We start from the raw sequence: 17,588 nt of genomic DNA on the forward strand, positions 1-17,588 counted from the left end.
AGGATTATCTTGGTGTACTTGTTGTAGATTTTTTTTTGAATTCTTCTTGAGAAGATGTGTCAGCTTTGTAATGCCTCTTTCTACCAGTAATATGCCTAAACCCAAGTGCCCCTAGCATTCTATGTATACTAGATTTTTCTATATCTATATCAAATTTTTCTTTTATCACTATCTTTAATTTCTTAATCGTAATACTACTGTCTCTCTTTATCAAAGTTTTAATCTCATCTTTTTGAGCAGTATTTAATTTTGATCTAGAAGGCTTTGCTATGTTCTTGAGACCATCAATGCCTTGATCTCGAAATAGAGCAACCCATCTATGTAGCGAAGATCTGTTGATATCATAAACTTCCGCTACTTTCTTAATACCATGCTTACTCGATGCTAGTATGGCTTTTAATCTTGTTACTACAACACCATTCTTCCCTCCGTTATTCAAAGCTTCCCTTGCTTTTAATACTAATTCGTCATTTATCATTTTTGATACTTTAGGCATTTCCTTGTTACTTCCTATTATTTCATTATTACCTAGCTTTATATCATAAATTACTCATTCTATCAATCTAATATCTCTGCTTATAATGGGGAAATGGTATTATACGGCTATAGCTTGGCAAGTTAAAATAACCTCGATATTTATAGGGTAAATGGTATAAGTAATAATTTTTAAAATCTTTGCAGGGAGATAAATAAAAATATAACACTATAGTTAATAATTCACAAAGGTCTAAACTTCCTTGTCTTTGGCGCTTCCTATCACAAGGTAGCAGCTTCTTGACTTCCCATTCTTGATAAATTTTACAAAAATTATCTATTAAATAGTATACTGTTGTGATACATTTTTTCATGTTGAGTTATCTTGATTTTCTTTAAAAAATTTCTTATAACTCAACGCCTTTGATTTGAAAACCCATTTCTTATTATCTCTCTAAACTCTCCTTATCCTAAACTCGCGTTATTAGTCAAATCCTCCATCATCACTCCACTCGCCACCCTCTCCTGCCAGTTCCATCTCCTGAGGAGGAGGTGGCAAGTCGTATTGTCTAGGAGGCGCAGGGGCATGCATTAAAGGGGCCCTATCAACTTCTCCCCGCTGCTGTGCGTTCTCTGCCCAGCCATCATGATGATGGCCGTCTCCTTCCCTCTCCCTCGCTGGATGTGCATTGGGTGCAAGATGCGGGTGGTCTACTTCGGCTGCTTGCCTCGGAGCAGGAACATAATGATAGTGATAAATATGCTTAATCTTCGCCTCGTAAACATGACAATTCGTAGAGTTTGAGAAGTTATTGTGAGGAGCAGCGTTGTGGCGCGTTTGCGGTGCTACATACAGAGGCTGATGGTCATCCATATTGCCTCCGTGCGGGTGACGATTTTCTAACTCTTCTCGTGAGGGCGGTCCAGCCGGCGCATGATAACCTCCAGCATTTGCTGGGTCTATACCTTGTCCTGGGGGGCTCTTACCACAGTGTTTGTATAGACAGGCTCCTACTGCTACTGCTACACCTACTACTATACTGCCCACCACCACTCCAACTGATATGGCGGAGAGTGCGATTACAGTAGAAGAGCTAGTGGTATCCGAAGGTATTACTGGCGTCATAGTTATGATGGGCTCTTCTGCGCTCGTACTCTGCAACCGCACGGTATTTTTAGTCATAGTTTTGTCACAAGGGCTAAGCCGCTCTATAATCTTATCATACCCGCTACCTGAATAGGAAACAAACGGGCCCGTGAGCCAGTCACTCCAGGCTTCCCCTTTAGGACAGTTAAGCTTTTCAAGCAATTTATTATCTTGATATATCTCAACTGGAGTGTGGAGATTAGAAGAGGGGTTTGAGTTTTCACTAGCCTTGATGGTACAATTTTCTGTACCCCGACATTCTATTTTTATCAGTAAATTCTGGGGGATGGCGGGTGAGGAGGGGCAGCACACTCGAGCAATATTTTTTTTCACTCTGGTTCTGCTAGCGGTTTCTTCCTCAAATAAGGTAGTTCCTTCTGGGAGATCTTCAGCAGCTTTTTCGTCCAGACTTGCCTGCAGAGCTTGATACCACCTAGGAAAGGGCTCCGGTGGTAGTGGTTGGGATAAGGGAAAATTTAAGGAAACGAGAAAATCATTTATCTGTAAATCAATTTGTTGTTCCGTCATTTTGAGATCTGGGATCCAGCTAGTTGGAAGTTGATTGCTCTGCTCTGTATTATCAAAGGGGGGCGCAGATAAAGATTTGGAGAGGGGATCTGCCTTATTAATATAACGCCCCTCAACTCCCGAAGTTTTAACAGCCGAGGAGAAATATAAACCACAACACAAAGTCTTGATAGGGTGCTGTAGCATTCCTTTAACTGCTGAGCTTACAGGACGGACAAGTATATATGGATCATTATATATCTTGCTACCTATGTTTTCTGCTGTTTTACCAATAGCGCCCATAATGTCAATTGTAGTATTAATTGCCTTAAGGGCTAGTTTATCTAGGCGCATTTTGTATTAATTTTAATAGTTAAAGAGAGGTGATTTGCTTATTTAGCTAATAATCCTGTAATTATAGGGCTGAAAACTGACCTCTATAAAGACCAGCCGCATTATATTAATTTATTTAAAGGAATCAATTAATTTTATCTTAAATAATTAACTTTTTTGGCTATTTGTAATTATTCAGGGTGAGCGGGGGGAGGAAACAGCTCCTATAAGTTACAATTGAGTAATAATTAATAACTATAAGTAGAAAATTGTGGTGATAATTGTTTGACAATATGGCGATTTAAGTATATCTTCCTAATCTATTAACAGGAAAAGAGAGTATGCTTTTTACGCAACTAATTTAGCAGAATTTAAAAGATTAATTTTATGTCATTGAATATCGCTTCTTTCAGGTCTTCCACTTCCCTAATTCTTGAAATATTTTTTGGGGTTTCTTTGTTAGCTATTTGCTCTCAAATAACTATACCAATTCAACCGGTTCCTATCACTATGCAAACAGTAGCAGTATTGTTCATAGGCCTTATGTATGATAGGGTTAAAGCCCCGTTAACGGTATTAACTTACTTACTATTAGGCTCTGTAGGGGTTCCGCTATTTGCTAGTTTTTCATTTGGGATTAGTAAGATAGTGGGATCAAATGGTGGGTACTTTATAGGCTTCTTAATTGCCGTATATGTGATGTCCTGTTTAAAAGGCACTATTGTCAAGAACAAACTAATAGAGCAGCTTTCCTTATGTTTAATAGGCAATATAATAATTATGGGACTGGGCTATTTGTGGCTTGCTAGATTTTTAGGTGTAAGCCAAGCCTTCTATGCGGGAGTGGTACCTTTTATTATTCCGGGGATCATTAAATCGGGATTATTAATAGGATTGATACGTATTGTTAAACCGAGAAGAGCCCGTTAGCTTTATATAATTTTTTGAGCTGCCAGAATTCTCAGAGCAATATATAACTTTGTGGCTCTCTATATTTATACTCCTCTGATATGAATTTGCATGCGTCGGTTGCTCAAATAGCTTGCCTATTATCTATAGGCTCTACCATTGCGCCTAGCAGCAAAATCATCGGAAGAGGAGTATAGCTAGATAATTCGCCTATTATTTTTGGCATTGCCGATAAATAGTTGATGCCAGAGCATTGTCATTGCGAGAAGGCCATAAGACCGACGAAGCAATCCAGAAAATCCTGCAAACAAATCCAATAGACCTCTTGCATAACCTAAAGATAATTGAAGAATTTTTAGGAGAAACGAAGTCGAGTACCGCAGCGTACATAGACGTACGTGAGGAACAGAGAGGAGTTTCGACGACAAAATTACCAATTAGATTAGGTTATGCAAGAGGTCTAATGTTTCCTGGCTTGCCGCGCGCAGCAAACGCTCGCTTAACTCATGACGTTTACGGTACGCAAGCACAATCTTTGATTGCCAGCAACTATTTATCGGCAATGCCTTATTTTTTTATGAAATAAGTTGCGTTTTGCCTGAATATTGTCTAGGATTTGAAGGCTTTAGGCTAGGTAGCAAAGTGGTAATGCCGTGGACTGCAAATCCTCCATGCGCCGGTTCGATTCCGGCCCTGGCCTCCAAGATTATTTTAGCAACTCTAAGAGTCTATATGGAATTTATAGATCAGTTCCTTGAAATGATGGTCGCTGAACGCGGTATAGCTAATAATTCGTTAGTGAGTTATAAAACTGATCTAATAGATTTTCAGAAATTTTTAGTAATAAAAAATCTACAAGAGTCGCATGTGCAGACAGGGGATATAAGGGTATTAGTAGAATATTTGGTTACAAAAGGATTACAAGCACGATCAGTAAACCGTAAAATATCTGCGATAAAAAGTTATTATGAATTTTTAATTAGTGAAAAATATATAGACTATAACCCTTGCTTAACGATCGATCTTCCGCAATATCAAGTGTTATTACCTACTATTTTATCCATTGAAGAAATTAAAACTCTGCTTTTATATTGTAATAGGGATAAATCTAATAATGCTATACGCCTAAAGGCGATGGTCCATTTATTATATGCAAGCGGAATCCGAGTATCAGAATTAGTCAGTATAAAATTAGCTAATATTTTAGTCAATCAGCTATCTTGCGATATTAGAAAAGTCTTTGCCATAACTGGCAAAGGTAATAAAGAGCGTATGGTAGTTATTAATCCTCAGGCTATAGCAAGCTTACAAAACTACTTAGCGGTACGTGATAAATTTATAAATATCAAATGTAAAAATAGCCAGGCATATTTATTTCCTTCTACCTCCGCTAGTGGGCATATGACGAGGCAAAATTTTGCTCTTTTATTAAAGCAAGTATCGCTGCAGGCGGGTTTAAATCCCGATAATATTTCTCCTCATAAAATACGCCATAGTTTTGCTAGTCATTTATTAGAAGGGGGAGCTGATCTACGGGTAATTCAAGAATTACTTGGCCATGCAGATATTAGCAGTACCCAAATATATACGCATGTACAAGCTAAACACTTAAAACAGGCAGTAGATTTGCACCCTCTGGCCAATAAAAGAGCTAAATATGATGTAAATAACTGTCTCTAAATTGGCATGATTTAACTTGCCTGCTATATAATATTATATATAGGCTGCGCTCCATTATCGCTCCTAACACCAAATTCACCTGAGTTGACTATATTGAAATATGATATAAAATTTAAATACCGATTTAACATAAAACCGTGGTGCTTGAGCCATAACTTAGCAGATTTATAATTGGGATAAATTGTTTCTACTAACTTCCAGAAACGTGAGCTGTGGTTCATTTCTGCTATGTGGCACACTTCGTGAACTATGACATATTCTAAAATTTCTCTAGGCGCAAAGATGAGCCGCCAGCTAAACGATAAGACCCCCTTGCTATTACAGCTGCCCCATTTACTACTACTATTTGTAAGTTTAATTTTAGTAAATTGTAAGTTATGTTGTTTACTTAATAACGTAGCTGCTTTAGTTATTTCCAATAATAGCTTTTCTTGTAAAAATTTTATTAAAATATTGTTATATTGAGCTAAAATAGAATATACTAGAATGGTATTTTGATTGATTTCAACTTTGTTACATACAGATTTATGGATTTGCAGCGAATATTTTTCTCCTAAGATCGGGATCGTATGTGGGTCTAGCGGCTCCCTTGGAGAAAATTGTAACAATTTTTGTCTTATCCATTGTTCTTTTGTTAGAAGAAAATTATATCCGGCATTAAGTTTGCTATTAGGCACGACTAATTCTGCGCCTTTATTATTGATCCTAATGGCAATATTTTTAGCTTTATTGCTGTATCTTATGGGGACTTGAATAGGAGCACCGTGTCGCTCTAAAGTAATCAAGTTTGGTATTAATTTTTGGGGATGCTCCATAGTAAATAATTTCATGCAGGTTGCCGCTTAAAGTACTATTTTCTATTATGTTTTCAGCGAAAATATAGCTATTAAGTCTTCACTCTTTATAGAACTTAATAACGCAAGATTTCCAATATAAGCTTAACCTTAAGAGGCAATATGATAAAGACAGCTTTCATTGTACTAGATGTGATTAATGGTATTACTGAAAGTGCTCAATTTAAACCATATCTAACCAAATATAAAGTAATCTCTAAAATCAATCAATTACTTAACCATTGCCGCAAAGAAAAACATCTTATTATTTTTGTTAAAATAGGTTTTAGTGATCACTATTATGAATTAGGGCACCGCTCACCGTTGTTCATACATAATAAAAAGAATAGCTTATTAAAATTAAGTGATAATAGTACTGCTTTCAGTGCAGAGCTCGATTATCGTCCGCAGGATTTAGTAGTTATAAAACACCGAATTAATGCGTTTTATTCCACAACCTTAGAAGCAATTTTAAACGCTAATGAAATTAATCATCTTATTTTAGCGGGTGTTTCTACTAATTTAGCGGTTGAGGGAACTGCCAGAGATGCTCATGACCGTAACTATAAAGTAACTATAGCAAGTGATGCTTGCGCTAGTAATAGTGAAGAACACCAACAGAATGCACTGTCAATTTTAAAAATGATTAGTGAAGTAAAAACAGTTGATGAAATATGTTTAATCTCAAATTAATTTAGAAGAGGAATAAGAATGAATTATTCTCCTTGCACACTATACTCGCTGAACTTCAAGAATTGGCGTCGTCGTGTCTAAGACTGCGCTCCTCACGTACTAATATGTACGCTGCACTGCTCGACTTTGACCCTCCTTGCTCTTCTTGAAGTTGATTCTATCGTCTACCACCTCTTCATTTATGAACACTATACTCTTGCGCCTTCAAGAGTTGTTGCTTCGAAAGGAGTCTATTGAATTTCCTAATACGTCAAACATACGACAATCTACATTTTTCGGTAATTTAAAGCTTCGGCAATATGTATTTTATAAACATTTCTAGAGCTATCAAGGTCAGCTATAGTGCGTGCAACTCTTAAAGTCCTATTATAAGCTCGCATAGATATACGAAATTTTGTAGCGGCTTCATTCAATAAATCTTTCCCCTCATCAACAGGTAGCGCGTATTCTATAAGTAACTGCCCATCTAGACGATTATTTGTTTTAATATTATATCCTTCGTACCTGGCGAGTTGCATTTCTCGCGCTTGTTCCACTCGCGCAGCTATTTGCTTGGAACTCTCGATTCCTTGGGTGTCTATTAAATGATAATTATAGGCATCGCTTGATCCTACTTCTATATGCAGATCAAATCGGTCCATAATAGGGCCAGAAATTTTCATTTGATAATCACTCCCACATTTAGGCGCTTTAGAACAAGCCTTGTATGGATCGCTTAAATAACCGCATTTGCAAGGATTCATGGCCGCTATTAATTGAAAGTTAGCGGGGTATTTAATATGAGAGTTCGCTCTAGCTATTAATATTTCTCCAGTTTCAATTGGTTGTCTTAAAGACTCTATAACATTTGACGGAAATTCTGGTAATTCATCAAGAAATAATACTCCATTATGTGCTAACGAAATCTCTCCAGGCTTTACTTTTTTGCCAATACCGCCCCCTACCATAGCCGCTGTGGAACATGAATGATGGGGAGCACGAAATGGTCGTGTTCGGGTTAATTTGCCATTTTCTAATTTCCCAGCAATACTTGCTATAGTACTGCATTCTAATATTTCTTCGGGGCCCATTTTAGGTAATATACCAGCTATACGTTGGGCGAGCATAGATTTACCTGTGCCAGGGGGGCCAAACATCAGTACACTATGACTGCCTGCTGCTGCTATTTCTAATGCTCTTTTAGCTATTTTTTGACCCTTGATATCTTTAAAATCTAGATAATTTATTTCAGTACTGTCGATCTCCAATTCAGGAGCAGACAATATTTGGGTACCTTTAAAATGATTTACTAACTCAATTAAATTCTGAGCCACTAATATACTATTATTACCAGACCAAGCTGCTTCTGCTCCGTTAGCTTTGGAACATATCAGCCCTTTCCCGCGTGCAGTTGCCCCAACAGCCGCAGGTAAGGCACCAATTACCGGTAAAATGGCGCCATCTAGTGATAACTCTCCTATTACCAGATATTCCCGTATTTCTTCACTAGGTAAAATATTCATGCTGCTTAATATTGCGCACGCAATAGCAAGATCAAAGTGACTTCCTTCTTTTATCAGGTCAGCAGGCGCAAGATTTATAAGTATTTTTTTGGTTGGCAAGGCTAGGCCTATTGAAGAAAGAGCAGCCCTAACTCTTTCTTTTGATTCGGCAATAGTCTTATCCGCAAGCCCTACAATAGTAAAACTAGGAATTCCTGGAGATATTTGTACTTGTACATCAACATCAATTATATCTATACCACTAAAGGTTAAACTTCCAAGGTGTACTACCATTTATAACTTACAATTTTAAGTTTACAGAATAAATTTTATAAGATCAATATTTTGTACAATTTTTGATAGCTGCTTGTCTACAAAATTTTCATCAATAGTTATCTTTTTTTCTTCTGTATCGCTGGCATTGAAACTTATATCTTCCAATAAATTTTCTAAAATAGTATGTAATCTTCGGGCTCCAATATCTTCTACCTCGGAATTCACATTAGTGGCATAATCAGCAATTTTCTCTATCGCTGCTTGGTCGAATAGTAACTCTAAACCTTCGGTGGCCATTAAAGCGGAATATTGCTTTATTAAACTTGCTTCAGGTTCAATTAAAATCTTAATCATATCCTCTTTGGTTAGAGAATTTAATTCAACTCTAATAGGTAATCTGCCCTGTAATTCGGGTAATAAGTCAGAAGGCTTTGATAGGTGAAAAGCCCCCGAAGCTATAAATAAAATATGCGCTGTCTCTACTGGGCCATATTTAGTATTAACAGTGGTACCTTCAATTAATGGCAACAAATCCCTTTGGACACCTTCTCGGCTGATTTCTGAGCTTTTTCCTTCAGATTTGGAAGTAATTTTATCTATTTCATCTAAAAATACTATTCCATCATTTTCTACTAGCTGTATGGCGTCTTGAGTAATTTTTTCTATATCAATCATTTTTTCTGATTCTTCAGCTGTAATAATTGCCATAGCATCTTTAACCAGAATTTTTTTGTTTTTTGTTTTAGTCCCTCCTATAGCTTTACCAAGCATATCAGAAATATTTACGACTCCCATAGCGGCTCCTGGCATCCCAGGAATTTCGAAATTAGTGTTGCCAAATATATTGCTTGTATCTGCTATAGTGATCTCAATTTCAGTATGATCTAATTCCCCTTTTTCTAATTTTTCTTTAAATTTTTCTCTAGTTTCACTTGTTGCAGTTTTGCCAACTAATGCATCTAAAACCCTTTCAATCATCTTGAGGTTAGCATTACTAACTACTTCTTTTTTAGCATTAGTTTTTTGAATACTAACAGCTATTTCCACCAGATCTCTTATTATAGATTCTACGTCCCTTCCGACATAACCTACTTCTGTAAATTTAGTAGCTTCAATTTTAAGGAAAGGAGAACCCGCAAGCTTAGCAAGACGTCTAGCAATTTCCGTTTTACCAACCCCAGTAGGACCAATCATTAGAATATTTTTGGGAACAATTTCTTCCCTAAGAGGTTCACTGACATTTTTTCGCCTATAGCGATTTCTCAGAGCAATTGCCACGGCTTTTTTAGCTTTATTCTGCCCTACAATAAATCTGTTCAGCTCTTCTACAATTTTACTTGGAGTTAACCCCATAGACTCTTTTTTTGTATTAATATTCATATAACTTTTTCTAAAATAATATTATGGTTCGAGAAGACACAAATATCTGCCGCAATCTGCATTGATTTTAAGGCAATTTCTTCTGCTGTTAAATCATTGTTATAGGACATTATTCCTCTAGCAGCTGCAAGCGCATATGAGCCACCAGATCCTATAGCTGCCTCGTTTCCATCTGGCTCAATTACATCTCCGTTACCTGTAAGAATTAGAATATTTTTTTGATCTGCTACTATCATCATTGCTTCTAATTTACGTAGATATTTATCACTACGCCAATCTTTTGCTAGTTCTACAGCACTTCTAAGAAGATGATAAGAATATTTGTCTAATTTTGCTTCTAATTTTTCAAATAAAGTTAGTGCATCTGCAGTAGAGCCGGCAAAACCAGCAATGATACTATTATTACACATCGTTCTTAATTTTTTGGCGGTGGACTTTAAAATTGTATTACCATGTGAAACCTGACCATCGGCTGCAATTACCACGTTGTCATTTTTTCTTATACAAAGTATAGTGGTTCCATGTAGTGCGTATGTTTTTGATAAGATATCTAGCATAATGATTTTTTAAATATTGATATTTGTCTAGTAATTAATATTATATGTAGAGATAATCAATTGATACCAATTAGATACTTTCTGCTTCTTGGTGCTATTTACTATTTCTGCTAATTAGCGGATTGATATCTAATTTACGGCATTTACTACTTATACTCTAAGTAATAACTTAATATCACAATTACAAGATTTGGCTATGAATATTTATTCAATATATGTTAATCCACAAAAAAAAGATAATAATTGTATAATTATTAAGCAAGGTGTTTCTCTATTTGCAGCAATTTTCAATGTTGGCTGGTTACTATATCATCGAATGTGGCTATTATTAATAGTAACTTCTATTGTAGTGGTTAGCGCCTTTAGTCTAAATTGTGAGTGCATAAAGGCAGGGGTCCTAATAACTACCATGTTGATATTTGGTTTTTGTAGTACCGATATACGGGAATATGATTTAGAAAGAAAAAAATATCTATTACAGGATATAATATTAGCTAATTCTGAAATGGAAGCAGAATTAAAGTTTTTAGAGCGGGTAACCCATCAATAGGCTTCCTGCATAAGTCGAAAAAGCTCGGGGTTTTTAGGGAAAACGAAGCCGAGCCGAGCGCCGTACATAGACGTATAAAGTAGGAGAAAGTAAATATGTATGATAACAATAATATTTTTACAAAAATTATTAATAAATCTGCACCAGCACAAATAATCTATGAAGATGCTAATATAATAGCATTTAATGATATTAACCCTGTGGCCCCAATACACATAATAGTAATCCCTAAAAAGGAATATATGGATTATGGAGAGTTTATAAATAAAGCATCGGAAGCAGAAATTAAAGATTATTTTAGCAAATTATTACATATTATTGAATTAGTAGGTTTAAAAGAAAAGGGATACCGTTTGATCACTAATAAGGGAGAAAAGTCAGGACAAAGTGTATTTCATTTCCATTATCATATTATTGGCGGTGGAAACTTGTCTAATTTAATCGATTAATCTTGAGTATTAGAGAAGAATTTAGTATATATACTGTTCGTAAATAAAGAGTTGTATAATCTTCGCCTTTCAAGAGTTGTTTTTTTCATTTTATCAAAGTTTCGCGTGTTCACGTACTTAGTTGTACGCTGCGCGCGCTCACCCCTGGCAAATAAAATGATGGCTCTTGAAATCCATTGTGTATACGTGAGCATGTGAGTTCACAAGAAAATAAACAAACAATTCGGCAAAGTGAGTAGTATACGTATATTAGGGTAATTTATTTGGTAAGTAATGGTAAAAAAATATAATGTTGCTGTAATAGGGGCGTCAGGTAATGTAGGCCGTGAAATATTAGCAATTTTAAGTGAAAGAACTTTCCCTATTAATAATATATATGCGATAGCCTCAAGTGGGTCTTATGGTAAGGAGGTGAGCTTTGGAGATAAAATCTTAAAAATTACTGATATAGATAAGATAGATTTTAGTAAAGTTGACCTTGCATTTTTTGCAGCTGGCTCTGAAATATCTAAACAATATATACCTAAAATTGCGCAGCAAGGGTGCATAATAATTGATAAGTCTTCATTTTTTAGACTTGATCCTGAAGTACCCTTAATAGTTCCAGAAGCTAATTTGATAGATTTGCAAAATTATACTAAGAAGAATATTATAGCTAATCCAAATTGCTGTACTATTCCGATTGCGGTAGCGTTAAAACCGCTAGATAACGCTGCTGAAATTAAGAGAATAATTGTTTCCACTTATCAAGCGGTTTCTGGAGCGGGTAGGGCGGCAATGGATGAGCTATATAATCAAACGAAAGCAAAATACGCTTTTAATGATGTACAACCGCAAATTTTTCCAAGGCAGATAGCCTTTAATTTATTTCCTCATATTGGTCATTTTAGTCAGCAAGGTTATACTACCGAAGAATTGAAGATCTCTTTGGAATTAGAAAAAATTATAGGAGTTCATGCCAAAACTACTGTAACTTGCGTTAGGGTCCCAGTATTTGTTTCTCACTCTATGTCGGTTAACGTGGAATTTCGAACGCAACTTGAAGCGCAGGAAGCGGAAGAAATATTAAGAGAATCCGAATCTGTAAGCGTTAATTCTTATTTAAATGAAATGAAATATTCGTGCCCCGTAGATGTGGTAGGAGAAGATTTAGTATATGTTTCAAGGATACGAAAGGATTATACGCAAGAAAATACTCTTAATTTATGGATTACCTCTGATAATTTACGTAAAGGAGCGGCATTAAACGGAGTGCAAATTGCAGAAGAATTAATTAAAGGATTTTAATGCATATTATAGAAGCACTTCGTCACAAAATAGAAAGTACGGAAGCAAAGTTTATCTCTTTGAAGTACCTAGGTAGGGAAGGGGGGTTACGGCAAATTGATATTGCGGTAAGAAATTTAGTGATATTAGAAGATTGCATATTAGTAAATAATATAAAATTACGACCAATTAGTGAGCTGTGCTTTGTTGATCCTTTTCGCAGCTATGTCACTTTATTTTGTTTATGTGATAATTTAAGTGAGCAATATAACCCACGTCTTTTTTTACAAGAGATTATATTAGGTAATAATGATGTTAATAGTATTGGATTTGAATTAGGAATTAATTTTTTTATTGTTAATAAATCTGAAAATATCGTGGTTAAAGAGCATCAATTAATAAATTATCAAAACCAGGTTGAGCCGTACGACCAATTAGCAAATTTACGTGCTGAAATACTTGATATTCTTGAAAAAATTGGCATCCCTACAATTTGCCACTATCATGCTCACGACTTCTCTAGCTGCTCTATTATTATTAAAGCGCATAACTTCCTTAATGTAGCAGATTATTTAGTAATTACTAATTTTATCATTCAGAACGTTGCGGAGTCCTATGGAAAAATAGCGTATTTCTTAAATGATTTAAAAAATGATTTATATTTGGTATTTTCGGAGCAGGAAGACAATAAAAAACTTGCTACCGCAATTATTTCCAATATAATTCATAATTTAGAAAATAGTGCTAATAATGGGTATTTTGTAAATCAGGTAATGCAATATTCGCGGGAAGGAATGAATGGCAGGCAAATAGGCTCTGATGATTACCATCGTGCACCGCAAAATTCCCACAAGCTACATTTAAAATTACGGCAGGCTATCAATCCTTATCTTGCCATGTCTTATTTAATAGTTTATGGTTTTGATAATCAACTGATAGGTAAGCCTTCGGAAGAAATATTGGCTTCTTATTTTAAGGTCAGTTGAGAAGAAGATATATATATTAATTGAACTAACAAATAATTGTTGTAGTCTAGGTTGTATTTGAGTAAAAAAATTGGTATATATTAACCTAATAATCTTGCATTCGAATTAAAGTACAAATATATAACGGTAATATGAAAAATAATAGTGCATCAGCAAATAGTTCTCAAATTAGAAACCCTTTAAATGATGCAATTAATAAATGTAAAAATGCCTTCTGGGTAGTTTTTTGGTTTGCATTTGTCATTAATTTATTAATGTTGATAACCCCTCTTTATTCTTTGCAAGTTCTAGATAGGGTGATAGGTAGTGGTAATCTATGGACCTTAATGTGGTTATCAGTAATTATTGGTTCAATATATTTTATTTATGGGTTGTTACAAGTTGCTCGTTCCTTCACTCTAATTAAAGTTGGGGAATGGTTAGACAAGACAGTCGCCCCTGTAATTTTTGGTTACTCTATTTCCGCCTCAGCAACTCGTACTAACACGGCCGCTAGCCAATTGCTTCGCGATTTTCAAACGGTCAAGACATTTTTAACTAGTACTGGGATTAATACTTTATTTGATGCCCCGTGGAGCATAATTTATATAGTAGTAATTTTTTTGATCCACCCGTATATTGGAATTCTGACTTTAATTGGGGCAGTAATTATTGTATCTACAGCTTTTTTTAATGCAGCTGCTACTAATAGAACCCTAGGAGAAGCCACTGAATTTTCGATCAAAGGTATGGTTCAAGCAGATATTGCTAATAGAAATTCAGAAGTAGTAGAAGCTATGGGGATGATGAAAAATGTCACAGCAAATTGGCATAAATTTAATATTGCTTCTTTAGAGAAGCAGTCAATAGCTAGCTACCGTAATGGCGCTATTTCTAATTTTTCTAGGTTTATTCGGAATATCATGCAGATGCTAGTAACTGGTATTGGCGCTTATGTTGTTGTTAGTACGAGGGGAGAAGCAATGACTACTGGGGGAATGATTATGAGCTCTATTATAGTGGGTAGGGCGTTAGCACCGTTCGATAATGCTATAGAATTATGGAAAAGTATGAGCGGGGCGATCAAATCCTATAAAAATATTAATCAATTGTTTAATTCATTTAATTCCCGTGATGAAGCAATGCCTATACCCCACGTGGAAGGTTATTTAACAGTAGAGAATATTTATTATGCTACTCCTGTTCCTGCTTACCTCCCGCAACCCCCTACACCTCGCTATATTTTAAAGGGTATATCATTTGCGGTGCAACCTGGGGAAATATTAGCTATTATTGGCCCTTCTGCTGCTGGTAAATCCACTCTATCAAAAGTGCTGGTTGGGGTATGGAAAGCAGCTTCAGGAAGTGTGCGGCTTGATGGAGGGGAAATATATCGATGGAATAGGGAAGATTTTGGTAAACATGTAGGATATTTGCCACAAGGAATAGAATTATTTAGTGGAACTGTAAAGCAGAATATTGCTCGAATGTTAGAAAATCCAGATCCTGAAAAAGTAATTGAGGCTGCTAAAATAGCGGGAGCCCACGAAATGATTTTACGATTACCAGATGCCTATGATTCAGACATTGGATCGGCCGGTTCTAATCTCTCTGGGGGGCAAAAACAACGTATAGGCCTTGCTAGAGCCTTTTATGGGAACCCTAAATTAATTATTTTAGATGAGCCGAATGCTAATCTGGATGAAGCTGGAGAGATAGCTTTATCCAATTGTTTAAAACAGTCAAAGACTAAGGGTATTTCTGTGTTAGTTATCTCTCATCGGCCTTCTGTATTGTCTGTAGTAGATAAAGTATTGATCTTACAAGATGGTATGGTCGCTTTGCACGGCACACCGGAAGAAATGCATAATCGAATAAAAATGCTAAAAAGTGGTGTTATCCACATTAATGAATAAGTAAAAAAATATGGAAGAAAAGTCAAATAATACTAAGCCTTCGTTCTCACCGGAGCAACTTAAACAACTTTTAACTTTACAAAAAGATGTAGTAAACGCAAAACGGACTAAAAAAGGTATTATATCCCCAAATTTGATAGTCAGTATTTCTAAAGCCATTCAGAGCATATTATACTACCTGGATCGCTTTATAAATTTTATTACTAAAAAAACTGATTCTAATCGTAACGATGTATTACAGGTTGCTCGCTCGCCAATTCTGTTTGGAACTTATGTCATAATATTTTTTGTGTTAGTTGGCGGTATATGGGGGAGTTGTGCTCCTCTTGATAGTGCAGCGGTAGCAGGAGGTATAGTTGTAGCGAGTACTAATAGGAAAGTGATACAGCATCATGAAGGGGGTATTATTGCTAATATTTTCGTTAATCAAGGTGATAACGTTAAGGTAGGAGATAAATTATTAGAGCTAGAAGATGTGAAAATTAAATCCCATTATGAAAGCACTTTAAGTCAATATAGGCATGCTTTAGCAACAGAAAGTCGTTTAATTGCAGAAAGAGATGATAAAGAGAAGATTGAATTTCCTGAATTACTTCAAAATGATATCAATTTACCAGATGTAGCTAGAATTATTGAGACTCAAAGTAGTTTATTTCAGTCTAAAAAAGAAGTACATAGAAGTGAAAAGAACGCTTATCAGCAACGGGTAGAACAGTTAAATAAAAAAATAGAAGGATTAGAGGCTAGAAAGCTTTCTTTTATAAAAAACTTAGAAATAGTGCGAGATCGCTTACGAGCAATGAATACGTTGCACAAAAAAGGTTTTAGCCCTAGAGCAGCGTTATTAGAATTAGAATCTAAGGAAGCTCAATTCAAGAGTGAAATAGCCCTATCAGATACTGAAATAGCGAGTACTAGGCATGCTATTTCAGAGAATGAAATTTCAATTCTTAACTTACAAAATAAAATTACTGAGAAAATATTAACTGAGCTTAGAGAAGCGCAGGGGCAGGTAGTACATTTGAAAGAACAGTTTAATGCCTATAAGGATTCTCTAAATAGAGTTGTGATTAGATCCCCAGTAGATGGTATTATAAACGTACTAAATTTTCATACAATAGGTGGTGTAGTGGCGCCAGGTAACCCTATTTTAGAGATCGCGCCAAGTAATGATAATTTAATAATAGAAGCGCAGGTTCCAAGTAGATTAATAGATTCAGTGCACGAAGGTTTAGTAGCTAAAATTCGCTTTAGTGCCTTTAAGTCAAGAACTACCCCATTATTTAGTGGTAGGGTGGTCAAATTATCCCCTGATATTGTTCAAGATCGAAGTCAGAAGGCGGGCGAGACAGTATATATTGCTAGAATTGAAATTAACATGGAAGAATTTAATAAGGTTGCAAAAGCGAAGAACTTGGAACTTCACCCAGGTATGCAAGCGGAAGTACAAATTGTTACCGGCACTAGAACTTTACTTCGCTATTTGTTGGATCCGATTACTGATACCATGTTTAGATCGTTTAAAGAAAAATAAACCTTTATACTACTCTTTTGTTCTCAAGAATTGTCTTTTTATTTTATCAAAAACTCACGTACTGACATGTACCCTCCGCACGCCTATTATTGCGGCAAAATAACACCCAATCCTTGAGAACGAAAGAGTATATCCCCATATTCCACATTCCCCTCAATTTCGAATCGTCATAATAGTAAGTAAGAAACTATTGAAACTCAAGAAAGCTTGCCTTAATATAAGTCAATATATAACTATAGTCACTTAGGTTGAATTAGATACTAGGCGCGAGGAGTGAAGCCTAGGAGATACTAGGTAAGCGACGAGCAACAATGTAGCTAGTTTAACCTAAGTGACTATATATTGTTTTGTAAATCACTTTGGCTATACGTAAGCCTTCTGACTCCATGATAATTTCAAAAAACAATTCAGATGTGCAAATGAGTATACATAAGCTAATTTGCGGCGTAGAATATTATGTTTACAGAATCAATAGGATTATTCTATTACTACGGAGTCAATATCACCGAATCTACACTATGGATTCTTACGTAATAGCAGTAATACCAAATTGTGATTATAGGTTAGTTGATATAATCTATCTATTAAAGGCTTTATTAGATGGCGACTAGCCTATAGATCACAATTTTATAAGGTCG

At 35.6% G+C, this 17,588-nt stretch carries 16 protein-coding genes, 1 tRNA gene and 1 pseudogene; 11 read left to right on the forward strand and 7 right to left on the reverse strand.

The window, feature by feature from the left end; translation table 11 throughout:
* Nucleotides 1-4: 4 nt before the first annotated feature.
* From AAGD44_RS01440 to AAGD44_RS01450, 3 genes and pseudogenes are all read right to left on the reverse strand, one after another.
* Nucleotides 5-496, reverse strand: coding sequence for a helix-turn-helix domain-containing protein (locus AAGD44_RS01440; protein WP_341763541.1), 492 nt, complete (start codon nt 494-496; stop codon nt 5-7).
* A 97-nt stretch (nt 497-593) separates the two neighbouring features.
* Nucleotides 594-848, reverse strand: a pseudogene (locus AAGD44_RS01445) (IS982 family transposase); the annotation flags it as partial.
* Nucleotides 849-958: 110 nt separating this feature from the next.
* A complete protein-coding gene (locus tag AAGD44_RS01450; protein WP_341764270.1) occupies nt 959-2,482 on the reverse strand; it encodes a hypothetical protein in 1,524 nt (507 codons plus the stop codon).
* Nucleotides 2,483-2,848: 366 nt separating this feature from the next.
* Between AAGD44_RS01450 and AAGD44_RS01455 the strand changes: the two genes are divergently transcribed.
* The 4 genes from AAGD44_RS01455 to AAGD44_RS01470 all read left to right on the forward strand — a co-directional run bounded on the left by AAGD44_RS01455 (nt 2,849) and on the right by AAGD44_RS01470 (nt 5,050).
* Nucleotides 2,849-3,391 carry a biotin transporter BioY gene (locus AAGD44_RS01455; RefSeq protein WP_341764271.1) on the forward strand — a complete coding sequence of 181 codons (543 nt, stop codon included), beginning with the start codon at nt 2,849-2,851 and terminating at the stop codon, nt 3,389-3,391.
* 304 nt (nt 3,392-3,695) lie between these two features.
* Complete coding sequence (locus AAGD44_RS01460; RefSeq protein WP_341764272.1) at nt 3,696-3,956, forward strand: palindromic element RPE1 domain-containing protein; 261 nt, start codon at nt 3,696-3,698, stop codon at nt 3,954-3,956.
* A 42-nt stretch (nt 3,957-3,998) separates the two neighbouring features.
* Nucleotides 3,999-4,073, forward strand: a tRNA-Cys gene (locus tag AAGD44_RS01465).
* Nucleotides 4,074-4,102: 29 nt separating this feature from the next.
* Entirely contained in the window at nt 4,103-5,050 is a 948-nt protein-coding gene (locus AAGD44_RS01470; protein ID WP_341764273.1) for a site-specific tyrosine recombinase XerD, read from the forward strand.
* Between the two features lie 23 nt (nt 5,051-5,073).
* Here AAGD44_RS01470 and AAGD44_RS01475 read toward each other — a convergent pair whose 3' ends face one another.
* Complete coding sequence (locus tag AAGD44_RS01475; protein ID WP_341764274.1) at nt 5,074-5,880, reverse strand: SprT family zinc-dependent metalloprotease; 807 nt, start codon at nt 5,878-5,880, stop codon at nt 5,074-5,076.
* 126 nt (nt 5,881-6,006) lie between these two features.
* Here AAGD44_RS01475 and AAGD44_RS01480 point away from each other — a divergent pair, with 126 nt between their 5' ends.
* Nucleotides 6,007-6,576 carry an isochorismatase family cysteine hydrolase gene (locus AAGD44_RS01480; protein ID WP_341764275.1) on the forward strand — a complete coding sequence of 190 codons (570 nt, stop codon included), beginning with the start codon at nt 6,007-6,009 and terminating at the stop codon, nt 6,574-6,576.
* 266 nt (nt 6,577-6,842) lie between these two features.
* Here the strand turns inward: AAGD44_RS01480 and AAGD44_RS01485 are convergent, their stop codons facing one another.
* From AAGD44_RS01485 to hslV, 3 genes are read right to left on the reverse strand one after another with little or no spacing between them, the layout of a single operon-like run.
* Nucleotides 6,843-8,351 (reverse strand): YifB family Mg chelatase-like AAA ATPase, encoded by a 1,509-nt coding sequence (locus AAGD44_RS01485; RefSeq protein WP_341764276.1) that lies wholly within the window; start codon nt 8,349-8,351, stop codon nt 6,843-6,845.
* A 21-nt stretch (nt 8,352-8,372) separates the two neighbouring features.
* On the reverse strand, nt 8,373-9,713 hold the full coding sequence (hslU, locus tag AAGD44_RS01490; protein ID WP_341764277.1) for an ATP-dependent protease ATPase subunit HslU: 1,341 nt from the start codon (nt 9,711-9,713) through the stop codon (nt 8,373-8,375).
* Nucleotides 9,710-10,270, reverse strand: a complete 561-nt coding sequence (hslV, locus tag AAGD44_RS01495; protein ID WP_341764278.1) for an ATP-dependent protease subunit HslV — start codon at nt 10,268-10,270, stop codon at nt 9,710-9,712. Before hslV ends, hslU begins: the two co-directional genes overlap by 4 nt.
* A 196-nt stretch (nt 10,271-10,466) precedes the next feature.
* Here hslV and AAGD44_RS01500 point away from each other — a divergent pair, with 196 nt between their 5' ends.
* The 6 genes from AAGD44_RS01500 (at nt 10,467) to AAGD44_RS01525 (ending at nt 16,950) form a co-directional block, all read left to right on the forward strand.
* Nucleotides 10,467-10,820 (forward strand): DUF2628 domain-containing protein, encoded by a 354-nt coding sequence (locus AAGD44_RS01500; protein WP_341764279.1) that lies wholly within the window; start codon nt 10,467-10,469, stop codon nt 10,818-10,820.
* 95 nt (nt 10,821-10,915) lie between these two features.
* Complete coding sequence (locus AAGD44_RS01505; protein ID WP_341764280.1) at nt 10,916-11,269, forward strand: HIT domain-containing protein; 354 nt, start codon at nt 10,916-10,918, stop codon at nt 11,267-11,269.
* 273 nt (nt 11,270-11,542) lie between these two features.
* Nucleotides 11,543-12,556, forward strand: coding sequence for an aspartate-semialdehyde dehydrogenase (asd, locus tag AAGD44_RS01510; protein WP_341764281.1), 1,014 nt, complete (start codon nt 11,543-11,545; stop codon nt 12,554-12,556).
* Complete coding sequence (locus AAGD44_RS01515; RefSeq protein ID WP_341764282.1) at nt 12,556-13,521, forward strand: hypothetical protein; 966 nt, start codon at nt 12,556-12,558, stop codon at nt 13,519-13,521. The genes asd and AAGD44_RS01515 overlap by 1 nt, the downstream gene beginning before the upstream one ends.
* Nucleotides 13,522-13,652: 131 nt before the next feature.
* The gene (locus AAGD44_RS01520; RefSeq protein ID WP_341764283.1) at nt 13,653-15,416 is read left to right on the forward strand and encodes a type I secretion system permease/ATPase; all 1,764 of its coding nucleotides are present in this window, start codon (nt 13,653-13,655) and stop codon (nt 15,414-15,416) included.
* Nucleotides 15,417-15,426: 10 nt separating this feature from the next.
* The gene (locus AAGD44_RS01525; RefSeq protein ID WP_341764284.1) at nt 15,427-16,950 is read left to right on the forward strand and encodes an HlyD family type I secretion periplasmic adaptor subunit; all 1,524 of its coding nucleotides are present in this window, start codon (nt 15,427-15,429) and stop codon (nt 16,948-16,950) included.
* The last annotated feature ends 638 nt before the right edge of the window (nt 16,951-17,588 follow it).

This window comes from Candidatus Tisiphia endosymbiont of Beris chalybata, from assembly GCF_964026555.1.
GTDB lineage: Bacteria > Pseudomonadota > Alphaproteobacteria > Rickettsiales > Rickettsiaceae > Tisiphia.